This is a genomic window from Photorhabdus laumondii subsp. laumondii (assembly GCF_003343245.1).
Taxonomy (GTDB): Bacteria; Pseudomonadota; Gammaproteobacteria; order Enterobacterales; family Enterobacteriaceae; genus Photorhabdus; species Photorhabdus laumondii.
Genome location: NZ_CP024901.1, coordinates 3,341,527 through 3,364,958, shown reverse-complemented (window position 1 = coordinate 3,364,958; position 23,432 = coordinate 3,341,527). Strand labels below are relative to the sequence as shown.

Here is a 23,432-nt window from a genome sequence, read left to right as displayed (position 1 = left end):
AAGATGAACATGTCTATGTCTGAATTTGCAATGGTATTTCCTGGTCAGGGTTCTCAAGACCTTGGTATGTTGGCCGATTTGGCTACAGCGTTCCCAGTTGTCGAGCAAACTTTTGCTGAAGCGTCTGATGTACTGGGATATGATCTCTGGGCTCTGGTTCAACAGGGGCCAGAAGAAGAACTGAATAAAACATGGCAAACTCAACCCGCGTTGTTGGCCGCATCGGTTGCTATTTGGCGGGTTTGGCAGGAAAAAGGTGGAAAAGCACCATCACTGATGGCTGGACATAGCCTTGGTGAATATTCTGCACTGGTTTGTGCGGGTGTCATTGATTTCAAACAAGCTATTAGACTTGTTGAACTGCGTGGCAAATTGATGCAAGAAGCTGTACCTGAAGGCACTGGTGCAATGTATGTTATTATTGGTTTAGATAATGAATCCATTGATCGTGCTTGTAAAGAAGTAGCTCAGGGGCAAATTGTTTCTCCTGTTAACTTTAACTCACCTGGTCAGGTTGTTATTGCCGGTGAGAAAGAGGCGGTAGAGCGTGCTGGAGATGCATGTAAAGCCGCAGGGGCGAAACGTGCGCTGCCTTTGGCAGTCAGTGTACCGTCGCATTGTGCACTGATGAAACCCGCCGCAGATAAGCTGGCAGTTGTTTTGGAAGGAATTGAATTTGGCTATCCTCAGTTCCCGGTGGTAAATAATGTTGATGTGAAAATAGAACAATCTGCTGAAGCTATCCGTCATGCACTGGTACGACAACTCTATAACCCTGTTCGTTGGACAGAAACAGTTGAATTTATTACTGAACAGGGTGTTGGTCAGCTATTAGAAATAGGGCCAGGTAGAGTTTTGACAGGTTTAACTAAACGAATTGTCAATACCTTAAGCGCAGCAGCAGTTAATGACACAGCTTCACTAATAACTGCATTGGAAAATAATTGAGGGCAATATGAGATTAGATGGAAAGATTGCATTAGTAACAGGCGCTAGCCGTGGGATCGGCCGTGCAACTGCTGAGCTATTAGCAGAGCGTGGAGCCTATATCATTGGTACAGCAACAAGCGATAAAGGCGCTGAAGTCATTAGTGCTTACCTCGGTGAAAAAGGTAAAGGTTTTGTACTGAATGTCACTGATCCGGAATCGATTGAACAGCTTATGTCTACCATCCGAACAGAGCATGGCGGGCTTGACATTTTAGTGAACAATGCGGGTATCACCGGTGATAATCTGGTGATGCGCATAAAGGATGATGAGTGGCAGCATGTTATTGACACTAATCTTTCATCTGTTTTCCGTATGACAAAAGCGGCAATGCGCTTCATGATAAAAAAACGTTATGGTCGTATCATCTCTATTGGTTCTGTTGTTGGATCGATGGGGAACGCTGGGCAGGCAAGCTATGCAGCGGCGAAAGCAGGGCTTGTTGGTTTCAGTAAGACATTGGCTCGCGAAGTGATTTCCCGTGGTATTACTGTTAACGTTGTCGCGCCAGGGCTTATTGAAACTGATATGCTAAGAGCGTTGCCAGAGGAGCAGTTGGCGAACTTTTCGAATGATATCCCCGCTAAACGGCTTGGGGATGTAAAAGAAATTGCTAGTGCTGTGGCTTTCTTCGCTTCTGATGAAGCGGCTTACATCACAGGCGAAACATTACATGTCAATGGCGGCATGTATATGAACTAAAAAATGAGCGAACCAGTTGCATTTTTTGTGTCAAATAACGCAAAATAGAGCAAGTTTGTGGTTCGACCAGCCGGGATTGGGTTGCATCTTTTCCTGTATTTTATAAACTACGAAAACCATCGCGAAAGCGAATTTTGATAGGAAATTTAATAGCATGAGCACTATTGAAGAACGCGTTAAAAAAATCATCGTTGAACAACTTGGTGTTAAAGAGGAAGAAGTTGTTAATTCAGCTTCTTTTGTAGATGACTTGGGCGCTGATTCTCTTGACACAGTTGAGCTGGTAATGGCTCTGGAAGAAGAGTTCGATATCGAAATTCCAGATGAAGAAGCAGAAAAGATCACTACAGTTCAGGCAGCTATTGATTACGTCCAGAACCAAAGCGAATAAGTGAACACACCTAGGCGGTCATTCGACCGCCTATGTTTCTGCCCTAAATAATTTCCCTCCTTGGAGGATAAGCGTGTCTAAGCGTCGAGTAGTTGTGACCGGACTAGGCATGTTATCTCCTGTCGGTAATACAGCTGAATCTTCTTGGAAAGCTGTTTGTGCCGGACAGAGTGGTATCAGCCTTATTGACCATTTTGACACCAGTCACCATGCAACTAAGTTTGCTGGTCTGGTTAAAGGTTTTAATCATGAAGATTTCAATATTTCGCGCAAGGATGCACGAAAAATGGATGATTTCATTCAATATGGTATTGCAGCAGGTGTGCAAGCCATTGAAGATTCTGGAATTGAAGTAACAGAAGCCAATGCTAGTCGTTTTGGTGCTGCTATTGGTTCTGGTATTGGTGGTTTGGGTCTGATTGAAGAAAATCACGGGGCGTTGGTGGCGAGTGGTCCTCGTAAGATCAGCCCGTTCTTCGTACCTTCTACGATCGTAAACATGGTAGCAGGTCATCTGAGTATTATTTACGGTTTGCGTGGCCCAAGTATTTCTATCGCCACAGCATGTACGTCAGGTGTACATAATATTGGTCATGCTGCCCGTATTATTGCTTATAATGATGCTGACATTATGCTGGCCGGTGGTGCAGAAAAAGCCAGTACTCCTCTGGGGGTTGGTGGTTTTGGTGCTGCCCGAGCTTTATCTACCCGTAACGGTAATCCACAAGGTGCAAGTCGTCCGTGGGATAAAGACCGCGATGGCTTTGTTCTGGGGGATGGCGCAGGTATCCTGGTACTGGAAGAGTATGAGCATGCGAAGAGACGTGGTGCGAAAATTTACGCAGAAATCGTTGGCTTTGGCATGAGCAGCGATGCTTATCATATGACGTCACCACCAGAAAATGGTGCAGGTGCTGCGTTGGCGATGGAAAATGCGCTGAGAGATGCCGGTATCACTACCAAGCAAGTGGGATATATTAATGCTCACGGTACTTCAACATCTGCTGGCGACTTAGCAGAAGCGCATGCAGTTGAGTCCGTGTTTGGTGAAGGCACTGATGTTTTAGTGAGCTCCACTAAATCAATGACGGGTCATTTGTTGGGCGCTGCGGGGGCCGTTGAATCTATTTTCACTATCCTGGCATTGCGTGATCAAGTTGTTCCGCCGACTATCAACCTGGAAAATCAGGATGAGAACTGCCGTCTGGATTTCGTGCCAAATGAGTCCCGTAAGGTAGAGGGGATGGAATATGCATTGTGTAACTCTTTCGGCTTCGGTGGTACTAACGGCTCACTGATTTTCCGTAAGATTAAACCTGATTAACAGGTAGAGCCTGATATTACAGAAAAATACGGTTGAGTTCCGCTTAGTATACCCAATGGATTTCAAGATGGATCGCGACGGCAAGGGAGCGAATCCCCGGGAGCATAGATAACGATGTGACCGGGGTGAGAGAGTGCAGCCAACAAAGAGGCAACTTGAAAGATAACGGGTATATGATTTTGTAAATACTTTAAGGCGATAGTATAGAGAGCTCCAATAGTTAATAATTATTGGAGCTTTTTTTGTGGCAAGAATCATGGACATTTTTGCACTCGTATCAGCGATATACTATGATACCGCTTGTTGATAAATTGCATTGAAATGCCTTTTTTGAGTAATTAAGAACAAAATTATATGTATTGGATTAATGGGGAGCGGTGCGACTATTTACCTGCCAATGATCGTTCAGTTCAATTTGGTGATGGTTGCTTCACAACAGCAAAAATAGAACAGGGGCAGGTTGCTTTGTTGTCGCTGCATATCCAAAGATTACAAAAAGGCGTTGAAAGGTTATATCTTCCACAACCCGATTGGCAACGGCTTGAAAGCCATATAAGACAGATTGCTTCCACGACTGAACAAGGTGTACTTAAAGTTATTATTTCCCGTGGAACCGGAGGACGTGGCTATAGTGCTCAGGGGTTTACGCAACCTAATCAGATCTTGTCTCTGAGTCCTTATCCCGACAAATATTTGAAACAGCGTCAGAAAGGTTTATCTATGGTGCTCAGTCCGGTAGCGATGGGAATAAACCCCTATCTTGCTGGAATTAAACACCTTAACCGATTAGAACAGATATTGATTAAAACATTTATCGAAAAATCGAATGCTGATGAAGCTCTGGTACTTGATACTGATGGCTTGCTGGTTGAATGCTGTACTGCAAACATTTTCTGGCGTAAAGGAAAAGGTGTGTATACTCCTGATTTACGAGGTTGTGGTGTCGAAGGTGTGATGCGGGAAAGAATAATCGCGTTATTATCGGAAAGCGATTATCACTTTTCTTGTGTAAGCTGTTATCCCGAAACATTGGCTGATGCAGATGAAGTGATAGTTTGTAATTCTTTAATGCCGGTGATAGCTGTCAAAGAAATTCAAGCTCATGAAAATCAGCCCAGATGGCAATATCAGTCAAGGGAACTGTATGAATATTTGCTTCCTGAATGTTTGAAGTTGTAATTCACGATGCATTTAAGTGAACCGTGTGTTTCAGTGAACTGTGTTTAAGTGATTAGATTAATTGATGAAATGGAAAAAACGCCTTTTTGCCCTATTGGCTTTGATTGTCATTACGGCAGCAATATTACTCTATGCTGGCTATGAAAAAGTTGAAAAATTTGCGGATCAAACATTAACAATTAAACAGAATCGAATATTTACCCTGCCAACAGGTATTGGTCGTCATGGTTTGGAAGCGTTACTGGTTCGGGATAACCTGATTGAAGATAGTCATATTTTCCCTTGGTTATTAAGATTGGAGCCAAAACTTGCCGAGTTCAAAGCGGGAACTTACCAATTAACACGAGAAATGACTTTACGGGAAATGTTGCAATTATTCTCTAGTGGTAAAGAAGCGCAATTTACGGTCCGTTTTGTTGAAGGTAGCCGTTTATCTGATTGGTGGAGAATACTACAGCAATCTGAATATCTTAAACATGAATTGGATAATAAAGATGCTCAGGAATTGGCTGAAATACTCGATATTAAAGATACAGATACTCTGGAAGGGTGGCTTTATCCTGATACCTATCACTATACGGCAGGCACAAGCGATGTAGCATTGCTGAAACGAGCATATCGACAGATGAAAATGACGCTGGAAGAGGAATGGGAAGGTCGCGACAAAAATCTGCCCTATAAGAATGCTTATGAAATGTTGATTATGGCGTCGATTATTGAAAAAGAAACTGGTGTTGAGGCTGAGCGGACAAAAGTTGCTTCTGTATTTATTAATCGTTTACGGTTGAATATGCGACTTCAAACTGATCCGACAGTGATTTATGGTTTAGGTGAAAAATATACAGGCACTATTTTTCGTAAAGATTTAACAACATTGACGCCCTACAATACTTATATGATTAATGGTCTGCCACCTACACCGATTGCAATGCCTGGCCTTGCTTCTATAAAAGCGGCTGCACACCCGGCAAAAACCGAATTTCTCTATTTTGTGGCGAATGGCAAAGGTGGTCATACTTTTACGACCAATCTGGCTGCGCATAACAAGGCGGTAAATATTTACCGTCAGAGGTTAAAATAGGACAAATGAACAGCAAATTTATTGTTATTGAAGGGCTGGAAGGTGCAGGAAAAACGTCAGCAATGAAAACAATTGTTGAAATGTTGCAGCAGCACGGTATTCAGAATTTAATTTTTACCCGTGAACCGGGTGGAACACCTCTGGCAGAAAAATTACGTGGGTTAATTAAACAAGGTGTTGAAGGTGAACCTCTGACGGATAAAGCAGAGGTGTTAATGTTATATGCAGCCAGAGTTCAATTAGTCGAAAATGTGATTAAACCTGCTTTGGCCCGCGGTACATGGGTTGTGGGTGATCGTCATGACCTCTCTTCCCAGGCATATCAAGGAGGGGGACGTGGTATTGATAAAAACTTGATGACTTCACTACGTGATACTGTGCTGGGTGATTTTCGTCCTGACCTGACTATTTATCTCGATCTTCCTCCTCAAATTGGTTTACTGCGTGCCCGTGAACGTGGAGAGTTAGACCGAATTGAAAAAGAATCGATGGATTTTTTTGATCGTACGCGCAGCCGTTACCTGGAGTTTGCAGCACAAGATAAGAGTATTGTGACCGTTGATGCAGCTCAACCAATAGAGCAAGTACAAGCAGATATTTATCAGGTACTTGAGCAATGGCTAAAGCAGCAGGAAAATGGCTAATGAATTGGTATCCTTGGCTTAATCAGGCATATCGTCAGTTGGTGGAATCTCATCAGCAAGGGCGAGGCCATCATGCTTTATTGGTTCATGCTAATGCAGGTACTGGGGCCGATGTGTTGATCTATGGATTAAGCCGATGGTTAATGTGTCGGAATAGACAGGGGATGAAAAGTTGTGGGAAGTGTCATAGTTGTCACCTGATGATGGCAGGAACTCATCCTGATTGGCATATTATGTCGCCGGAGAAGGGCAAAACCAGTGTTGGTGTGGAAGCGGTACGGCAAATTACGGAAAAGCTCTATAGCCGTTCTCAGCAAGGTGGGGTAAAAATTGTTTGGTTACCTTTGACCGAATGTCTGACCGATGCTGCTGCCAATGCATTATTAAAAACGTTGGAAGAGCCACCGAAACATACCTATTTTCTTTTGGAATGTCGGCAGCCGTCCAGTCTTTTGGCTACTTTACGCAGCCGCTGTTTTTACTATTTTCTGCCGGTACCTAAGACGGAAAGTAGCCTTTACTGGTTGCAAAAACAGTTGCCTTTAATTTCTTCGGTCGATGCAATGACCGCGTTGAAACTGTCTCAGGGAGCGCCTGTAGCAGCAGAACAATTGTTGCAACCGGAGCAATGGCAGATACGGGAGCAGTTTTGCCAGGCTGTTAAACAGGCTTTGGATAAACATGATGCTTTGTCACTTTTACCCCAACTGAATCATGAAAATGCGCCACAACGCCTTCATTGGCTTATCAGTTTGTTATTTGATGCGGTGAAGTGGCAACAGCAGTTACAGCGTTATTGTATCAATCAGGATCAACAAACGCTGATTTATCAATTGAGTTCCATGCATACCCTGGCTGTTTTACTTCAAGGCGTTGATGACTGGATGTCTTGTCGTCATCAGTTGCTTTCAGTCGTGGGCGTAAATTGGGAATTGTTACTGGTAGAACAGTTGCTCAATTGGGAAAAACAGTTTACTTCATCACCCTGAAATCTTTTTGTATACGAGTTTAAATATGTTGTTAGTTGATTCGCATTGTCATCTCGATTGTCTCGATTATGAAAACCTACATAAAAATGTAGATGATGTTGTTGCAAAAGCGGCAGATCGGGAGGTTAAATTTATGCTGGCAGTAGCAACGACGCTACCTGGTTTCCAGCAAATGAAAACCTTAATTGGTGAACGGGAAAATATCGTATTTTCCTGTGGTATTCATCCACTTAACTTGGATGAAGGTTATAATTTTGATGAGTTGGCGCGTTTAGCTTCCGGGAATGAAGTTGTTGCACTAGGTGAAACTGGGCTGGATTACTATTATCAACAGGATAATGCTGAATTACAGCGAACCTCATTTCGTGAACATATCCGTATCGGGTGCAAACTCAACAAGCCTGTTATCGTTCATACCCGTAGTGCTCGTGATGATACTTTGAGGGTATTACGAGAAGAACAGGCACGAGAATGTGGTGGTGTTTTGCACTGTTTTACCGAAGATAAAGATACCGCTAGAGAATTACTGGATTTAGGCTTCTATATTTCATTCTCTGGTATTGTTACTTTCCGTAATGCGGAGCAGATTCGTGAAGCGGCAAGATATGTACCGTTGGATCGTATTCTGATTGAAACCGATTCTCCTTATCTTGCACCTGTGCCTCATCGTGGTAAAGAAAACCAGCCTGCCTATGTGCGTGATGTTGCGGAATATATGGCTGTACTTAAGGGAGTGAGTATTGAGGCATTGGCAGAAGTGACCACACAGAATTTTTGCGATTTATTTCATGTTGATGTAGACAAAATTTGATTTATCAACTTGAATCTTTGGTTTGTAAGCGCTCATATATCTGTTGTTTTTTGAATAAAAGGAAAATGTGATGATAGAAGAAACTATTTTCAGTAAAATTATTCGCCGTGAAATACCTTCTGATATTGTTTACCAGGACGATCTAGTCACTGCATTCCGCGATATTTCTCCACAGGCCCCGACTCATATTTTGATTATTCCTAATGTTCTGATCCCAACCATGAACGATGTTAAACCGGAGCATGAAGCAGCATTAGGTCGGATGATGACGGTTGCAGCAAAAATTGCTGAACAAGAAGGCATTGCTGAAGATGGATATCGTTTGATTATGAACTGTAATCGCCATGCGGGGCAGGAGGTTTATCATATTCATATGCATTTGGTTGGTGGTCGCTATTTAGGGCCATTGTTGATGAAGTCAATATGAAGTACTGAAATTCATGGACATCGGCAGATATTCGGGGGGATGTTTATTCTAAACTGGCTCCGAATATCTCGATTTTGTAATATACCCTATGGATTTCAAGATACATCGCGACGGCAAGGGAGCGAATCCCTGGGAGCATAGATAACGATGTGACCGGGGTGAGGGAGTGCAGCCAACAAAGAGGCAACTTGAAAGATAACGGGTATAAATGCTGCAAATTTATCATTGGAGTTGAACCGATAATATGTTGCTGGTGTCACAGCAAAAACTTATCTGTTTTTTAAAACTCTGTAATTGGAATAGGTTGATGAGAAGAATTCTTTTTGTAGCACTATCGGTTATGTTTTTGGCGGGATGTCCATCCTTGCCACCGGAGCAGCCTGAACCTCCGACTCCGGTTGTACCAGTGACCCCATCGGAAAAACCGACACCACCATCTGAAAAGGTACCAGAGCCTCCTAAAATGAGTGCGATTGACTGGGAAAGTACCGTGCAACCATTAGTAGAGCAACTCGTTAAGGCTCATGGGTTGGAAAACGCGAAGTTACTATTAGTTGATACAGTGAAAAACAATACTAACGGCGCATTACAAACCATGCAAGCAACCGATGCTTTGCGTCAAGCTATCAGTAGCGAGCATGTTTTTGAATTAATACCCCAAAATCAGGTGCAAAATGCCCGTCAATCTCTGGGCTTATCTGAAGAAGATAGTTTGGGATTGCGCAGTAAAGCGATTGGTCTGGCTCGTTATTTGAATGCGGAATATGTTCTCTATTCCATAGTTTCAGGTAATAGCGATAAGCGTGATATCGTCATGCAATTGATGCTGGTAAAGACGGGCGAGATTCTTTGGTCGGGGCACGGTGACGTTAAATAATCATAATTGTTTATTGCGGGCATTGTGCAAACAATGGCCGCATACCGCAGTAAATGATTGGAAGATAAGACCGTTAAGTGGGCTGACGAATGAGAGTTATTATGCCACCAATGGTGAATATCATATTGTTGGCCGCAGGCAGGGGCAGCAGGGGAAACAGCTTGGCGTTAATCGTCAGCGTGAAAATGCCATTCTGCGCCATCTCAGCCAGGTAAAAATTGCTCCGCAAGTCATAGCAATGGTTCCTCACTGGCTGTTGTTGGAATGGCTGCCCGGCCATATTATTGGGCAAAATGAGTTTTCTCAGCCTGATTTGTTGCAAAAACTGGCGGCATTATTGGCTATTTTGCATCACCAGCCTCTGTTTGGTTACCGGCTTCAATTGAGGCATCAGCTAGAAAGCCATTGGTTGCAAATTGATAAAGCGCGTCTTACTCCCTGTTGGTTGCGGCTGCATAAACGTTTTATGTCGTCTCCGATGCCTTCAATACTAAAATTATCACCCGCTCATATGGATGTGCATTACGGTAATTTGCTTAATACCTCTCAAGGGCTGAAACTTATTGATTGGGAATATGCAACTGATACTGATATTGGATTTGCGTTAGCGGCACTGTTTCGCACTAATCATTGGGATGAGCCGCAGCAGCAGGATTTTTTGAATTACTATTGTAGCCAGTCATCAGGATATTCAAACCGGACACTATTAGAACGCCAAATTAAACGTTGGCTACCTTGGGTTGATTACATGATTTTAATGTGGTTTGAAGTGCGTTGGAAACAGAGTGGTGATCCACAATTTTTAGAATTAGCGCAACCGTTACGTCTCTCTTTTGGTCTAACGTTTTAAGCTGCATTGATTGCAGTAATATGAATATATACCCAATGGATTTCAAAATGGATCGCGACGGCAAGGGAGCGCAGCCAACAAAGAGGCAACTTGAAAGATAACGGGTATAAGCGAGGAATGTTATGGGTCCGGTTATGTTAGATGTTGTTGGTTATGAATTGGATAATGAAGAAAAGGAAATTTTGCAACATCCATTAGTGGGCGGATTAATTCTGTTTACCCGCAATTTCTATGATGTTGAGCAATTAAGAGAATTAGTCCGTCAGATTCGTAAGGCTTCTCGTCATCGTCTTGTGATTGCTGTTGATCAAGAAGGGGGCAGAGTTCAGCGTTTCCGCGAAGGTTTCACTTGCTTACCGGCGGCCCAATCTTTTGCTGGATTGAGTGACAATCTCAATGGTACTCAATTGGCGGAAGAGGCGGGCTGGTTGATGGCGTCTGAAATGATTGCTATGGATATCGATATCAGCTTTGCGCCGGTTTTGGATTTAGGTCACCAGTGTGCGGCTATTGGTGAGCGTTCATTCCATGAAGACCCTGAACAAGCCAAGATGATGGCAGAGCATTTTATCAAAGGCATGCATTCTGCCGGAATGAAATCGACAGGTAAACATTTTCCGGGGCATGGTGCTGTTAATGCTGATTCTCATAAAGAAACTCCCTGTGACGATCGCCCGTTGGAAGTTATTTGTCATCATGATATGTCTATTTTCCGTGATTTTATCCAGCGTAATTTATTGGATGCGATTATGCCGGCTCATGTGATCTATCCTCAGGTAGATAAGCATCCCGCCAGCGGATCGTCATACTGGTTAAAATCAGTGTTGCGTCAGCAATTGGGCTTTAATGGCGTGATATTTTCCGATGATCTCTCTATGGAGGGAGCCGCGATGATGGGAAGTTACGTTGAACGCGGGCAGACTGCACTCAATGCAGGTTGTGACATGATTTTGATATGTAATAACCGTGATGGCGCGGTTAGCGCGCTTGATAATCTGCCGTTGACCAAAGTGGAAAAATTATCAGAATTGTACCATCGAGGTGGTCAATACAGTCTGAATGAGTTAAAGAATTCAGAACGTTGGCAGCAGGCTAATAAAGCACTAACGGCTTTGTATGAACAATGGCAGGATTGCGCACGGTAATTTGTAAAGTGTTTGTGTTACTGCCAAATAGATGACCTTTAGCGTTAATTGTGCGGGAAAATATCCCGCTTTTTTGTATACATAGCATGGTCACATTCCTGAAATTTCTTTGATATCAGGCTCTTTAATGCCTCTTTTTTGAGGCATATTTTATTTTCTATGTAAATAAGAAAATGAAATAAATCAGAGCTGAATCCAACCAACTGAAAATAAATTGACAAATTTTGTGATTGATGTTTATTTATTCAAAAGAATTTGATGTTGTTCAATTTTGGTATGACCCACTAACCAGTCATGATATTCTGTAATTATCACATCGGTTATTTGTATAAAACTAAATGTTATTTAAAGGTATTATTTTACTGCCCTTAAATAACATTTGGTTTACATTTTAGTGGGGTAGTCATGACAACACCAAAGAAGAGAATTGTTATCATTGGTGGAGGTGCCGGTGGTTTGGAACTGGCAACCAGTCTGGGGCATAAGTTAGGTCGTAAAAAGAAAGCAGAAATTGTGCTGGTGGATCGTAACCAAAGTCATTTATGGAAGCCGTTATTACATGAAGTGGCAACAGGCTCCCTTGACGATGGAGTTGATGCGTTGAGTTATCTGGCTCATGCCCGTAACCACTATTTCAGTTTCCAATTAGGGGCATTGACTGATATTCACCGTGATAGCAAAAAAATTACTTTGAATGAGATCAGGGATGAATATAACGAAGTATTGGTTCCTGAACGTGAATTGAGCTATGACATTCTCGTTATGGCCTTGGGAAGTACATCTAATGATTTTAATACACAAGGTGTGAAAGAGCACTGTATCTTCCTGGATAACCCACAACAGGCTCACCGTTTCCATAATGAAATGTTGAATCTATTTCTTAAATATTCTGCAAACTGTGGTCAGCAAGATAAGGTTAATATTGCTATCGTTGGCGGTGGAGCGACAGGTGTTGAGTTATCAGCGGAATTGCACAATGCGGTAAAACAGCTTAACAGTTATGGTTTTGAAGGGCTGAATTCAGAAGCGTTGAACGTGACGTTAGTCGAAGCAGGGGAGCGAATTTTGCCTGCATTGCCGGCACGTATTTCTGCTGCGGCACATCAGGAACTCACAAAACTTGGCGTTCATGTATTAACCAAAACTATGGTGACCAGCGCTGATGAACATGGGTTGAATACTAAAGAAGGTGAGCTGATTAAAGCTGATCTCATGGTATGGGCTGCCGGTATTAAAGCACCTGATTTTATGAAAGATATTGCCGGTCTTGAAACTAACCGGATTAATCAGCTAGTGGTAAAGCCAACTCTGCAAACGACACTTGATGATCATATTTTTGCCATTGGTGATTGTGCATCATGCTCGAAGAAGGAGGGGGGTTTTGTTCCACCAAGGGCACAGGCGGCTCATCAAATGGCTAGCCGCTGTTACAGTAATATTATTGCCTTGTTGCATGATAAACCGTTAAAAGAGTATACCTACAAAGATCATGGCTCATTGGTATCATTGTCTAAATTTAGTACGGTGGGTAGTTTGATGGGCAATTTGATGCGTGGTTCAATGATGATCGAAGGGCGTATAGCCCGTGCGGTTTATATCTCTTTATATCGTATGCATCAGGTGGCTTTACATGGTTATATTAAAACTGGCTTGATGATGCTTGTTGGCGGAATTAACCGTGTTATCCGTCCGCGATTGAAACTACATTAATGATTTAATTGATATAAGGCCACCCGTAGAATAACAGGTGGCCCTGATAAAGCATCACTACTTTAATCTGAAATCATTTACCTTAATTAAGAAAACAGGCGATCAACTAATTTGAAAGCATTTGCGACATTTGGTCGCGTGCCGACTCCTTGTAGTTCACCTATTGTAAAACCACTACTTCTAACCAGTGTTGCTATTTGAGTGCAATTAAGATATTTATGATATTTTAATTTTATATAGGACTGAATAAGCGCTAATGCACCTGAGACTAAAGGTGTCGCACTGGATGTTCCATTATAACTGCGCGTATAATTTCTCTTATTTCCTGGTAGGTACTGTAAGTTTGTATATCCAGTCGTTGTGACATTCTCACCCCAGGAATTTAAACTGGTGTGAAGATTATGATTGGAAAAACCTAACCTGTGTCCATTAATTGATGTACAGGCACCAATCATAATACCGCCAGGATCGCCATAATTAGGGAAAGTGAAGTCATAGGCTAAATTAATACCACTATTACCAGAAGCGAAAATAATTATTGCCCCTGCATCAGCACAACTTTTTATTCTTTGCCAATTAGATTTGAGATAGGTAAAAGGATAATATCTATTATTGGCTACAGTTTGAATATTTAAACTAATAATATCTCCCGGTAAAAAGCTATATATTATTCTATCAAAGTCATCGACGTCATAAAAACGGAATTGACATTCGTGAGCAATACCTGTCACACCGAATGTATTATCTTTTGCAGCAATACAGCCGGTGGCGGCTGTGCCGTGATTACAATCTTGTGTTTCTGGGCGGCTGTTGATAACCGTAATATTACCAACTAAATCTTCATGGTTTCTATAAACACCAAAATCAAGATGGTGTACAGTGACACCTTTGCCTTTATAACCTTCATCCCAGGCTTTTCTAATATTCATACCGCTGTGTTCGTCTAAATATCCTTGTAGATGTGAAAAATCAGGTGTAACGATATGAGTAGTATCAAATTCAGGAATTATCGTTTCCTCTTCGGATAGAAGCAAAGGTGGCGGCGGCAGCTCTTTCAAAATCGGCATAAGAGAGCAAAATTCGACATAATCCAGTTTCTCCAGTTCATTGGCTAACTTGACTAAATCAGCATGATTAATATCAGCATCTATCTTGTAAAGATGAATTAATTTACTGAATTCTGGTGTTTTCCAGGTTTTCTTATCTAAATCTTCTTGATTAAAAACAGGTTTTATCTCTATTGAATGTTGAGATGAATTAAAAGCAGGTAATAAATTATCTTTTTCTATTTCAAATTTTTTTAATCCATCAGGGGAAAACATAATCTCAAGGTTATATTTCAAATTCTTATTTGGGATATCATTGTTTCCTTTTAAAGAAACAGTATTTCCTTTGGAAGGTATCTGTTTCGATGGTATATGGTTAATGTTGATATTATCAGTTTTGTCTTTATCTATCTCATCGATTTTTTTATCGATATCAAACAGAAAGTCTGATTCTTTTATTTCTATATCTTCTGGTGTAAGCGTAGCAATTATTTTACCGTCTTTTTTAATGGTTGCTTCTATTTTATAATTTGCGGGTTTAAGTGAAGTCAAACAGACGAGTTGATTATCTTCACTATAACATTCATATATCTCTTTTGTTTTTGAATTGGTTACGGTGTATTTTATTTCTGTATCGTTACTAATTTCACCGTGACATTTAAGATATAAATTACCGTCAAATTTTGCAGATTGAAAATACTCAAGGGATATGGACATTGTCATTCTCCTCTTTGGTTAATTACCTCTTGAGTATAACTATAATTTGGTATCTCATATTATTATTATTTCTCAGTCCATTGTTCTGTTAGAGAGTTACTGGATTATTTATACTGATTATTACTGAATGTGATTTATAAATTAATTTATAATCGCTTTGGTGAGGAAGTTATTTTTCTTAAAATAAAAAGTGGGTTTTTATTAAGGTGGGTAAGTTTGAATGACCTTAGTAATAGAGTGGGATATATTCGCATAATCAAGCGCAACATCGTTACTCTGTAAGTAAACATATTCGTATTCCTTTAAATAATTCATTGAATATTTTACCACCCCAAGTTTTTCAAGGGCGATTACTTAATCGGTTTACCCAAAAATCTATTTCCTGCGCAGGGACTTCATTAAAATTGGTTTCCTTTGGAAAGCACTGCTTGATTAACCCATTGATATTTTCATTGATCCCTTTTTCTCAAGGTGAGTAAAGTCTTTAAAGAAACTTTCCAATTACAGAGAATGACGCCAACAAATCATGCTATTTATCCCATATAATTATGAAGAATTTAGATTAAGTGATCTTTTGGTAGATCGAGTGGCAGGTAAAAAGCAAGGCTGGCATAGATAAATCCGCACTAGAGATCTTTGTCTCCTTAGGATTCATGAGCTAAACAGTTCGATAATCGTTTAGATAACTTCTTTGACATTCATCCAGAGTTTGTATCTAAGATCGTTATTGTGAACGATAGTCGTTCATGTATTGATAAAATTAAAAAACACCTAATGTAACGTGAATAAACTAGTTTTATAACTCTATCTCAGTAAGGTGATCCCTGAGTAGTTGAAAAGCATCAGTATTGTTATTCTGTTGGTTGAAAAGGTGCTTATCTCCTTCAATTAATTGACTGTAGAACTGCCCACCATCTGTTACTTTTAATATTTGCCAAAGATCAGACCAGCTTGTCTCATTACTGCGCTCTAAAGGAGAGAGAGAAATAGATAACCCTCTTGTAGTGCCTGAAAAAAAGACTACCTTATTATTTTCTGTTCTGAGCGCCAAGTGATTGATGAAATAACACTCACGGTTACCTTTTTCTGCTAATAGGTTAATAATTCCCTGAACGCCTAATGAAGATAAAATGTATTTAGTATACAGCGAGGGGAAACCATTAAGAGCATTTATATGGAAGGTGCTGTCCTCAATAAAAACATAGGAAGAAGGGACGTGTGGAACCTGATTTAATTTAAATAGTAGGTTTTCTTGAGGATCATTAGTTTGTAACTCTTTAAAGTCGAAGCTTTTATGAACCAAGTTTATGTCAGCATGACTGGAAAAAATAGATTCGGCATAAGTGTATTTCTTTGAGTTAGACGTGTAAAAATAAAGGTTCATAATCAAGTCACAATTTCATCTATTTTATGTTTGGCATGAAAACCATTTAATCCAACAGAGAGCGACAATAAGCGCTCACTCGCAGGCAGTTAAGTTTCTCAGTTTATTCCTTTTCAGCATATTATAGTGCACTTAAAAGGTCAAGCCAGTACGCGAATTGTTGCCAATTCGAATTTATAAAATAACGTATTAGAATAGGCTTAATTATCTGGGAGGTTTCAGGTTTGAGACTCACCCTGATGGAATGGAAGGAAATGGATAAAATCGGTAATCATATTAGATAATATCAGTTTGTATAAAAAACAAGCTTAATGTGGGGTATTTTCCGTTTTCCAAGCGAACCCAGAATAGAACCAAAAGACTCATTGAAATTTTTTGAAAACTCAATTCCAAGCTCCAAAAATTATGATAATAAAGAAGTTAGGTTCTCTAAGGGTGAAAAAGGTAATATTCATCGGTTCGAAGAAACTAATGGGAAGTATCACTGGAATAGAAGTACCAGTGATGTAAAGAATCCGTTGAATAAAAATGACATTCCTAATGTTTTATTTTCTTTTCAGGAAAATAAGACATTGTTTGAAAAGGAACTAATTAATTAGTGTGGGAGCCAACACCGGTATTCAATATTTTGCTAATAGCAGTGTTGATCTCAATGATATCGTTTTTGTGCACTGGGCTGGCGTATTAACGGCCAATTCTGGTCAGTAGGCACAATACTTTGGAATGTGACCTGTAGGGCTGGCTCAAGCTATGTAAAATGTGATGGTTCAAAGAATGGTTGAGTAAAATTTTTCTTTATTAAAAACATTATATGGATATTGGTTATATTTTTATGAATATAACTATTTCTTTATTATCAGATGGTTGTGTCGGATTTTTATAGATGAAATGTTTCTTTTTTTACTTGGAGATGTAAATAAGGCTATTAAAAATAGGGGTATTTATCGGGATAATAAATTATTGGGAAGGATTCGACTAATAAATACAATTTTTCATAGGGATGGATCGTTTGACTCCCAATATATGATAATGGGAGTCAAAATAATCATCTTTCTAGTCCTTCGGTTATATAATAATACTATGATCTTAACGCCTGATTATTAAATGCTGGATTAGATTGAATATGGATTCTCTGTAAATGCCGTTCTGATTTGGAAGTAAATCCTTCACGGCCATGTAGCAGAGAGAAATTATCCACAATCACCAGATCACTTTTTTTCCATGCATGAGCATATAAATGGCGCTTATCATATAATATATTGATAAAATCTTGTTGAAATTCTGCTACTTGATCGGGGTTGATATTATGATATTCAATAGCATGTTTATTTAGGAATTTTTCTCCATCTACTGCCGGTTCGTTATATCTGATAACGAATCCATTTCTGTCCGGATGTTCTTCCACTAAAGGAGAGTGAACTTCCCCGCCATAATGAGTGACTTTATTAATGCGATAAGTAATCGATATATTCTTCCACTGTTCTAATTGCTGTTGAGTAGCATTAGCAACAACACGGCGAGTATTGACAAAGGTTGTCCTGCCCCCTTGATCGCTTTCAGGTGCGTGGGCGCAATGGAACATAATAAATTCGGGAATTGTTGGTTTGTACATGCCATCCCAGTGCAACGGCATATAGCTATTATCAAAAACGTGATCGGTAGCATCTTGGTGTTCACGAACATCTAAAATAGCACCAAACGGCCACATCATTATTTCTCCCCAATTACGGGCATATTTTTCATATTTTTCGTGATCAGATAAATCAGATTTAAAACCACGTAATATAAGCAGATGGTGTTTTCTTGCCAGTTCTTTCAGTTGTTCCACTGGTAATGTATCAATATGTTGATCGGAATATTGAGGCGTAATTTTTAAACCAAAAGGGGTTATTTCTTCTGTCTGAAAGCTATTTAATTCTGTCATGCTATTTTCCTTCAAATTACATAGTGACTGGGTTTTCCATGAATATTTACTAATTTTCCGCCCATCATCTGAACTTCTTTGTGTTTCATAAGTATAAATTGCCCATTTACATTGGCTGCGACACCATGCCAAGGGGTTAACCAATCATCCCGGGTTGGCATCATATGAATACCAAATTTAATACTGTCTGCTGGTTGAGGATGAATAGACAGACGTATGGCTTTTGGGAAATGAGTATCTAATAAACTTCCCCATGCCCAACTTCGTTGAATAACACCGATAGCTCTTTGTTTGGCATCTTTCTGTAGGGCATTGTTTGATCCGGTGTAACCAGGTAATAAGCTGTCTTCATATAAAAAGCGGGTGACTGCACGGTATAATTGTAATCCGTTATTATTTTGCAACAGTTCGTCTTTGATAGATGCCTCTGAGCGGGCATAATGTTTTACTAACATCTGTCTCTGTAAATTAAAATCATCACTATGTTCGCAGAGTTCCTTATCGTCATTGAGGTTAAATGTACTTAAATTGATAGCACCCACTTCATGAAGTAATTGTTTAATATCTTCATGGTATTGGCTGATAACTTCATCACTGACATGAATGAGATCACCGAAAACATGTCCATCAGAACAAATAATAATGCGAGCACCAGGAGGATAATAAAGCTGGATACGTTGGCAAAAAGAATTAAGAAAAATCAAAGATAAGCGTTCTGCCATATCAGGGGCAGTACCAAGTACTTTATTTATGTTTGGTGACTTGGTTGGGAATGCCGGTAGAATGAATTCGATAGGCTTTTTATTCTTGATAAAGTATTCAATTCTGGGTAATTGTACAGTTTTAATAATCTCTTCTTCTTTAGCTGAATTTTTCACTGGATCAGTAAGGTGCCTGCGATATTGCAACAATTCGCGCAGAATTTGCATAGAAATATTATTCAAGGAAACATTCTCGGATGTAATATTGTTAGCGGTGACACTTTGCATAATTATGGTTTCTCGTGCTTGTTGTAAATATATTTATTATTTAATTTCTTAAAAATAGATAAATAGAGATTTAGTTAACTGGTATAGACGAAGTGTAAGATAACGCAATTAAAAGATAATATAATATTTAAGAATATCTAATAATCTATTTTGTAATAAGCAATATGTTTGAATGTAATTTATATAGTTAATCAATATATTTGATTGATTGTTACATTAAGGCAAAGTTTGACGGGGTTATTAAGATACCAAAAAACTGGTACGATCACTTTCATTGAGTGCTGATTAAGGATAAATGGGCGTATGTAGATGGATAATTCATCTTCTTCTTTTCTAGAATATATTGTTGTTAATTATATGAAATGATTATTGTATAATGAAAAATTATTATTACAACAGGAGAGATATCATTCAGATAAAAAATAAATTTTTGTATCAGATTAATAATACAGGCTGTTATTACTATTGTACCCGTTATCTTTCAAGTTGCTTCTTTGTTGGCTGCACTCACTCACACCGGTCACATAGTTTGCTATGCTTGTTATCTTAGAATAAATATTGATGAATAAATCACAGCATAATTATTCAATAGTGCAGATGAAGATGAGTCTTGATTTTGACAGATTTACGTGGAAGAGACAGATAGCTGTACAGTGTGAATTAAATCACAGTACTTCCCCACAGACTGATGATCAATCATAGGGGAAGTGAAAATGACTTAAGAGCAGATCTGATGATGTTCAAAAGTATCAAGTAATTGCTGAATGAATTCCAGGCGTGCCGTTCTTTCGTTCAGATCAATGATGAATTTAAGTTTAGCGGGGCCATCCAACCGATAAATTTCAGGTTGTTTTTGTAACAGGCCGATCAGATAAGTTGGATCAACTTTATTTTTTTCACTAAACTCAATGAACCCTCCCTTTTCATGGGCTTCTATTCGTTTAATACCTAATTTCTGAGCTAACAGGCGAATGGCTGCTGAGTGTAATAAGTGACGCCCCGGATCAGGTAATGTGCCGAACCGGTCTATCAATTCAACCTTCAATTCTGCTAATTCTGATGCGTCTTTGGCGCTGGCAATACGTTTATAAAAAGACAAACGCATATTGACATCAGGAATATAATCATCAGGTAACAAAATAGGCATCCGCAATTCAACGTCAGTTTGACTATTGGTCAAGTCTTCAAGTGAGGGTTTGCGGCCTGCTTTTAGTGCATCGACAGCACTTTCTAACAGCTCCATGTAGAGAGTGAAGCCGATTGTTGTCATCTGACCGCTTTGTTCTTCACCTAGGAGTTCGCCGGCTCCACGGATTTCAAGATCGTGAGTTGCCAGTGCAAAACCCGCCCCTAAATCTTCAAGGGAGGCGATGGCTTCCAGACGTTTGTGTGCGTCGGTTGTCATTGCTTTCGGATGTGGTGTCAGCAGGTAAGCATAAGCCTGATGGTGAGAACGTCCGACACGCCCCCGCAATTGGTGCAGTTGGGCCAGGCCAAAATGGTCAGCACGTTCAATAATGATGGTATTGGCGCTTGGAATATCGATGCCTGTCTCAATAATTGTGGTACAAATCAGAACATTAAATCGTTGATGATGGAAATCGGTCATCACCCGTTCCAAATCCCGTTCACGCATCTGCCCATGACCAATGGCGATCCGTGCTTCTGGTACTAATTCTTCAAGACGCAGCTTCGCTTTCTCAATATTTTCAACATCATTATAGAGGTAGTAGACTTGACCACCGCGCAAAACTTCACGCAGTATGGCTTCTCGCACCAGCAAACTGTCATATTCGCGCACGAAGGTTTTGACTGCCAGACGGCGAGCGGGCGGGGTCGAAATAATTGAGAGATCCCGCATACTACTCATTGCCATATTGAGCGTTCGTGGAATAGGGGTTGCGGTGAGGGTCAGAATATCGACATCGGCACGCATGGCTTTGATCTGCTCTTTGTGGCGAACACCAAACCGATGCTCTTCATCCACAATTAACAAACCCAGGTCTTTCCAGCGCAAGTCGCTTTGTAGCAACTTATGCGTACCAATAATAATATCGACTTTACCTTCGGCTGCCATTTCAACGATTTGTTGCTGTTCCTTGGCGCTGCGGAAACGGGATATCATCTCAATACGTACAGGCCAATTAGCAAAACGGTCGCGGAAATTATCAAAATGTTGCTGAGCCAACAGGGTTGTCGGAACCAGGACCGCCACCTGCTTGTCATTATGGACTGCCAGAAATGCGGAGCGCATTGCAACTTCGGTTTTGCCAAAGCCTACATCACCGCAAATTAAGCGATCCATCGCGATTGGCTGACACATATCATTCAGAACTGCGTTAATTGCCTGTTCCTGATCTGGCGTTGTTTCAAATGGAAAGCTTTGACAGAACAATTGGTATTGTTCCCAATCATGTTTAAACGCAAATCCTGGTTTTACGGCGCGGTGAGCATAAATGTCAAGCAACTCCGCAGCGACATCGCGTACTTTTTCGGCAGCTTTCTGGCGGGCTTTGTTCCATGCCTCTCCGCCCAATTTATGTAATGGGGCATTTTCATCAGCACCCCCTGCGTAGCGGCTGATCAAATGCAGGGAAGAGACCGGAACATAAAGTTTGTCGTTACCGGCATAACTTAAGATCAGATATTCAGCTTTGATACCACCTGCTTCCAGCGTAGTTAGCCCCTGGTAACGACCAACGCCATGTTCCAAATGGACCACTGGCTGACTGGGGCGTAATTCTGCAAGGTTACGGATCAGGGTATCGGTATTAATCGTGCGACGGGTATCTTGACGGCGGCGGACAACACGTTCACCAAGCATGTCGCTTTCACAGATTAGAGCCAGTTCATTCTTTGTATCGATAAAACCATGTTCAGCGGCACCAATCATCAAAAAGTGACCTGGCTGTTGTGCTTGATGCAATTTGCTGATTTTAATGGGTTTAATCTTTATTCGTGACAATAATTCCTGTAACGTTTCTTTCCGTCCTTCGCTCTCAACAGAGAAAATAACGCGGCCACTGAATTGTTCAAGGAATCGGCGAAGCTTATCCAGAGGTGCCTTATTTTGCGCAACAACGGAGAGATCAGGCAGCAGTTGATAATCAAGATTTACGTGACTCGCTTTTTTGCTCAATTCCTCTGTTTTAAGTTGAATGCGGGGCCAGTTTTTTAGCGCTGAGAATAAATTGTCAGCCGGAAGCCAAAGCTCTTCTGGGGGTAAGAGAGGGCGCATTGGGTCAATTTTACGGCTCTCAAAGCGTTGTTGGATGTCTTGCCAAAAACGTTCGGCGGAATGGTTTATTTCTTGACTGATAAGCAAAGTGTTGTCGGGTAGATAATCAAACAATGAAGGCAAGGGTTGGTTAAAAAACAACGGTTGCCAGTATTCTATCCCGGCCGGTAACGTGCCTTTACTGACTTGCTGATAAATATGCTCATTGTCACGACGGACTTCAAAACGTTCCCGCCACTGGCTGCGAAACAGTTCAATTGTCTCTTTATCGGTTGGGAATTCATGAGCAGGCAGTAGGTTGATTTGTTTAACTTCAGTCAGCGTGCGTTGGCTGTCAACATCGAAAATGCGTAAGCTGTCGATTTCATCATCGAAAAAATCAATACGATAGGGATGCTCACTTCCCATAGGGAAAAGATCAAGTAGTGCGCCACGAGTAGCGAATTCGCCGTGTTCAAGAACTTGTTCGACACTACGATAGCCAGCCTGTTCTAATTCAGTACGGAGTTTATCCCGTGAGAGTCTCTGATCTTTGTGCATAACGAGTGCATGCCCGTTAAGGTACTCATGAGGGCAAACCCGTTGCATTAAGGTATTTATCGGCAGGATTAAAACACCTTTGGTCATCGTCGGCAGACGGTAAAGTGTAGACAGACGGTTGGAAATGATCTCCTGATGAGGAGAAAAACTGTCATACGGCAGTGTTTCCCAATCGGAAAGGAGATCAACGGAGCAGTCGGTAAACTGATGGATTTCATCATGCAGACGTAAGGCGTTTTGCATATCCTTGGTTATCAGTACGACAGGGCCTTGATGGCGTTCGATAATTTCAGCACACTCTACCGCGCAAGCGGCACCAGTAAGTTGGCCTAATTGACGGTTATCACCGCGACGTTCGGGAAGTTCATAACGATATTTTGAGGACATAGGCGTCAATGTGTTCTCTATGATTCAGTCCATTCCCAACAGGCTTTCGACACATAATGGTCTTCAAGTAAACACGCTGGCGGGTTGAG

At 40.8% G+C, this 23,432-nt stretch carries 19 protein-coding genes and 1 pseudogene; 14 read left to right on the top strand and 6 right to left on the bottom strand.

Going from position 1 to position 23,432, the window contains the following annotated elements:
* The first annotated feature begins 15 nt into the window (after positions 1-15).
* From fabD to PluTT01m_RS14525, 14 genes are all read left to right on the top strand, one after another.
* On the top strand, positions 16-948 hold the full coding sequence (gene fabD / locus PluTT01m_RS14590) for an ACP S-malonyltransferase (RefSeq protein ID WP_011147054.1): 933 nt from the start codon (positions 16-18) through the stop codon (positions 946-948).
* 7 nt (positions 949-955) lie between these two features.
* Positions 956-1,690, top strand: coding sequence for a 3-oxoacyl-ACP reductase FabG (fabG, locus tag PluTT01m_RS14585; RefSeq protein ID WP_011147053.1), 735 nt, complete (start codon positions 956-958; stop codon positions 1,688-1,690).
* Positions 1,691-1,844: 154 nt separating this feature from the next.
* Entirely contained in the window at positions 1,845-2,081 is a 237-nt protein-coding gene (gene acpP, locus PluTT01m_RS14580; RefSeq protein ID WP_011147052.1) for an acyl carrier protein, read from the top strand.
* A gap of 73 nt (positions 2,082-2,154) precedes the next feature.
* Positions 2,155-3,405 (top strand): beta-ketoacyl-ACP synthase II, encoded by a 1,251-nt coding sequence (gene fabF / locus PluTT01m_RS14575; protein WP_011147051.1) that lies wholly within the window; start codon positions 2,155-2,157, stop codon positions 3,403-3,405.
* 354 nt (positions 3,406-3,759) lie between these two features.
* Positions 3,760-4,584: an aminodeoxychorismate lyase gene (gene pabC / locus PluTT01m_RS14570; RefSeq protein WP_011147050.1), complete on the top strand. Its 825-nt coding sequence runs from the start codon at positions 3,760-3,762 to the stop codon at positions 4,582-4,584.
* Positions 4,585-4,648: 64 nt separating this feature from the next.
* Complete coding sequence (gene mltG, locus PluTT01m_RS14565) at positions 4,649-5,665, top strand: endolytic transglycosylase MltG (RefSeq protein WP_011147049.1); 1,017 nt, start codon at positions 4,649-4,651, stop codon at positions 5,663-5,665.
* 5 nt (positions 5,666-5,670) lie between these two features.
* Positions 5,671-6,309 (top strand): dTMP kinase, encoded by a 639-nt coding sequence (tmk, locus tag PluTT01m_RS14560; protein WP_011147048.1) that lies wholly within the window; start codon positions 5,671-5,673, stop codon positions 6,307-6,309.
* On the top strand, positions 6,309-7,298 hold the full coding sequence (gene holB / locus PluTT01m_RS14555) for a DNA polymerase III subunit delta' (RefSeq protein WP_011147047.1): 990 nt from the start codon (positions 6,309-6,311) through the stop codon (positions 7,296-7,298). Before tmk ends, holB begins: the two co-directional genes overlap by 1 nt.
* A gap of 25 nt (positions 7,299-7,323) precedes the next feature.
* Complete coding sequence (locus PluTT01m_RS14550) at positions 7,324-8,109, top strand: metal-dependent hydrolase (RefSeq protein ID WP_011147046.1); 786 nt, start codon at positions 7,324-7,326, stop codon at positions 8,107-8,109.
* A gap of 70 nt (positions 8,110-8,179) precedes the next feature.
* Complete coding sequence (gene hinT, locus PluTT01m_RS14545; protein ID WP_011147045.1) at positions 8,180-8,536, top strand: purine nucleoside phosphoramidase; 357 nt, start codon at positions 8,180-8,182, stop codon at positions 8,534-8,536.
* A gap of 307 nt (positions 8,537-8,843) precedes the next feature.
* Positions 8,844-9,413 carry a penicillin-binding protein activator LpoB gene (lpoB, locus tag PluTT01m_RS14540; protein ID WP_011147044.1) on the top strand — a complete coding sequence of 190 codons (570 nt, stop codon included), beginning with the start codon at positions 8,844-8,846 and terminating at the stop codon, positions 9,411-9,413.
* Positions 9,400-10,263, top strand: a complete 864-nt coding sequence (thiK, locus tag PluTT01m_RS14535) for a thiamine kinase (protein WP_011147043.1) — start codon at positions 9,400-9,402, stop codon at positions 10,261-10,263. Before lpoB ends, thiK begins: the two co-directional genes overlap by 14 nt.
* Before the next feature lie 122 nt (positions 10,264-10,385).
* Positions 10,386-11,408, top strand: coding sequence for a beta-N-acetylhexosaminidase (nagZ, locus tag PluTT01m_RS14530; protein ID WP_011147042.1), 1,023 nt, complete (start codon positions 10,386-10,388; stop codon positions 11,406-11,408).
* Between the two features lie 405 nt (positions 11,409-11,813).
* Positions 11,814-13,118, top strand: coding sequence for an NAD(P)/FAD-dependent oxidoreductase (locus PluTT01m_RS14525; protein ID WP_011147041.1), 1,305 nt, complete (start codon positions 11,814-11,816; stop codon positions 13,116-13,118).
* Positions 13,119-13,204: 86 nt separating this feature from the next.
* Here the strand turns inward: PluTT01m_RS14525 and PluTT01m_RS14520 are convergent, their stop codons facing one another.
* From PluTT01m_RS14520 to mfd, 6 genes and pseudogenes are all read right to left on the bottom strand, one after another.
* Positions 13,205-14,881, bottom strand: coding sequence for a S8 family peptidase (locus PluTT01m_RS14520; RefSeq protein WP_011147040.1), 1,677 nt, complete (start codon positions 14,879-14,881; stop codon positions 13,205-13,207).
* A gap of 271 nt (positions 14,882-15,152) precedes the next feature.
* Positions 15,153-15,347, bottom strand: a pseudogene (locus PluTT01m_RS27125) (IS30 family transposase); the annotation flags it as partial.
* A 330-nt stretch (positions 15,348-15,677) separates the two neighbouring features.
* Positions 15,678-16,265: a non-canonical purine NTP pyrophosphatase gene (locus PluTT01m_RS14510; RefSeq protein ID WP_011147039.1), complete on the bottom strand. Its 588-nt coding sequence runs from the start codon at positions 16,263-16,265 to the stop codon at positions 15,678-15,680.
* A gap of 1,078 nt (positions 16,266-17,343) precedes the next feature.
* Positions 17,344-18,189 (bottom strand): TauD/TfdA family dioxygenase, encoded by an 846-nt coding sequence (locus tag PluTT01m_RS14500; protein ID WP_011147037.1) that lies wholly within the window; start codon positions 18,187-18,189, stop codon positions 17,344-17,346.
* A gap of 11 nt (positions 18,190-18,200) precedes the next feature.
* The gene (gene pvcA, locus PluTT01m_RS14495) at positions 18,201-19,178 is read right to left on the bottom strand and encodes an L-tyrosine isonitrile synthase (protein WP_011147036.1); all 978 of its coding nucleotides are present in this window, start codon (positions 19,176-19,178) and stop codon (positions 18,201-18,203) included.
* A gap of 718 nt (positions 19,179-19,896) precedes the next feature.
* Positions 19,897-23,343 (bottom strand): transcription-repair coupling factor, encoded by a 3,447-nt coding sequence (mfd, locus tag PluTT01m_RS14490; RefSeq protein WP_011147035.1) that lies wholly within the window; start codon positions 23,341-23,343, stop codon positions 19,897-19,899.
* Between the last annotated feature and the right edge of the window lie 89 nt (positions 23,344-23,432).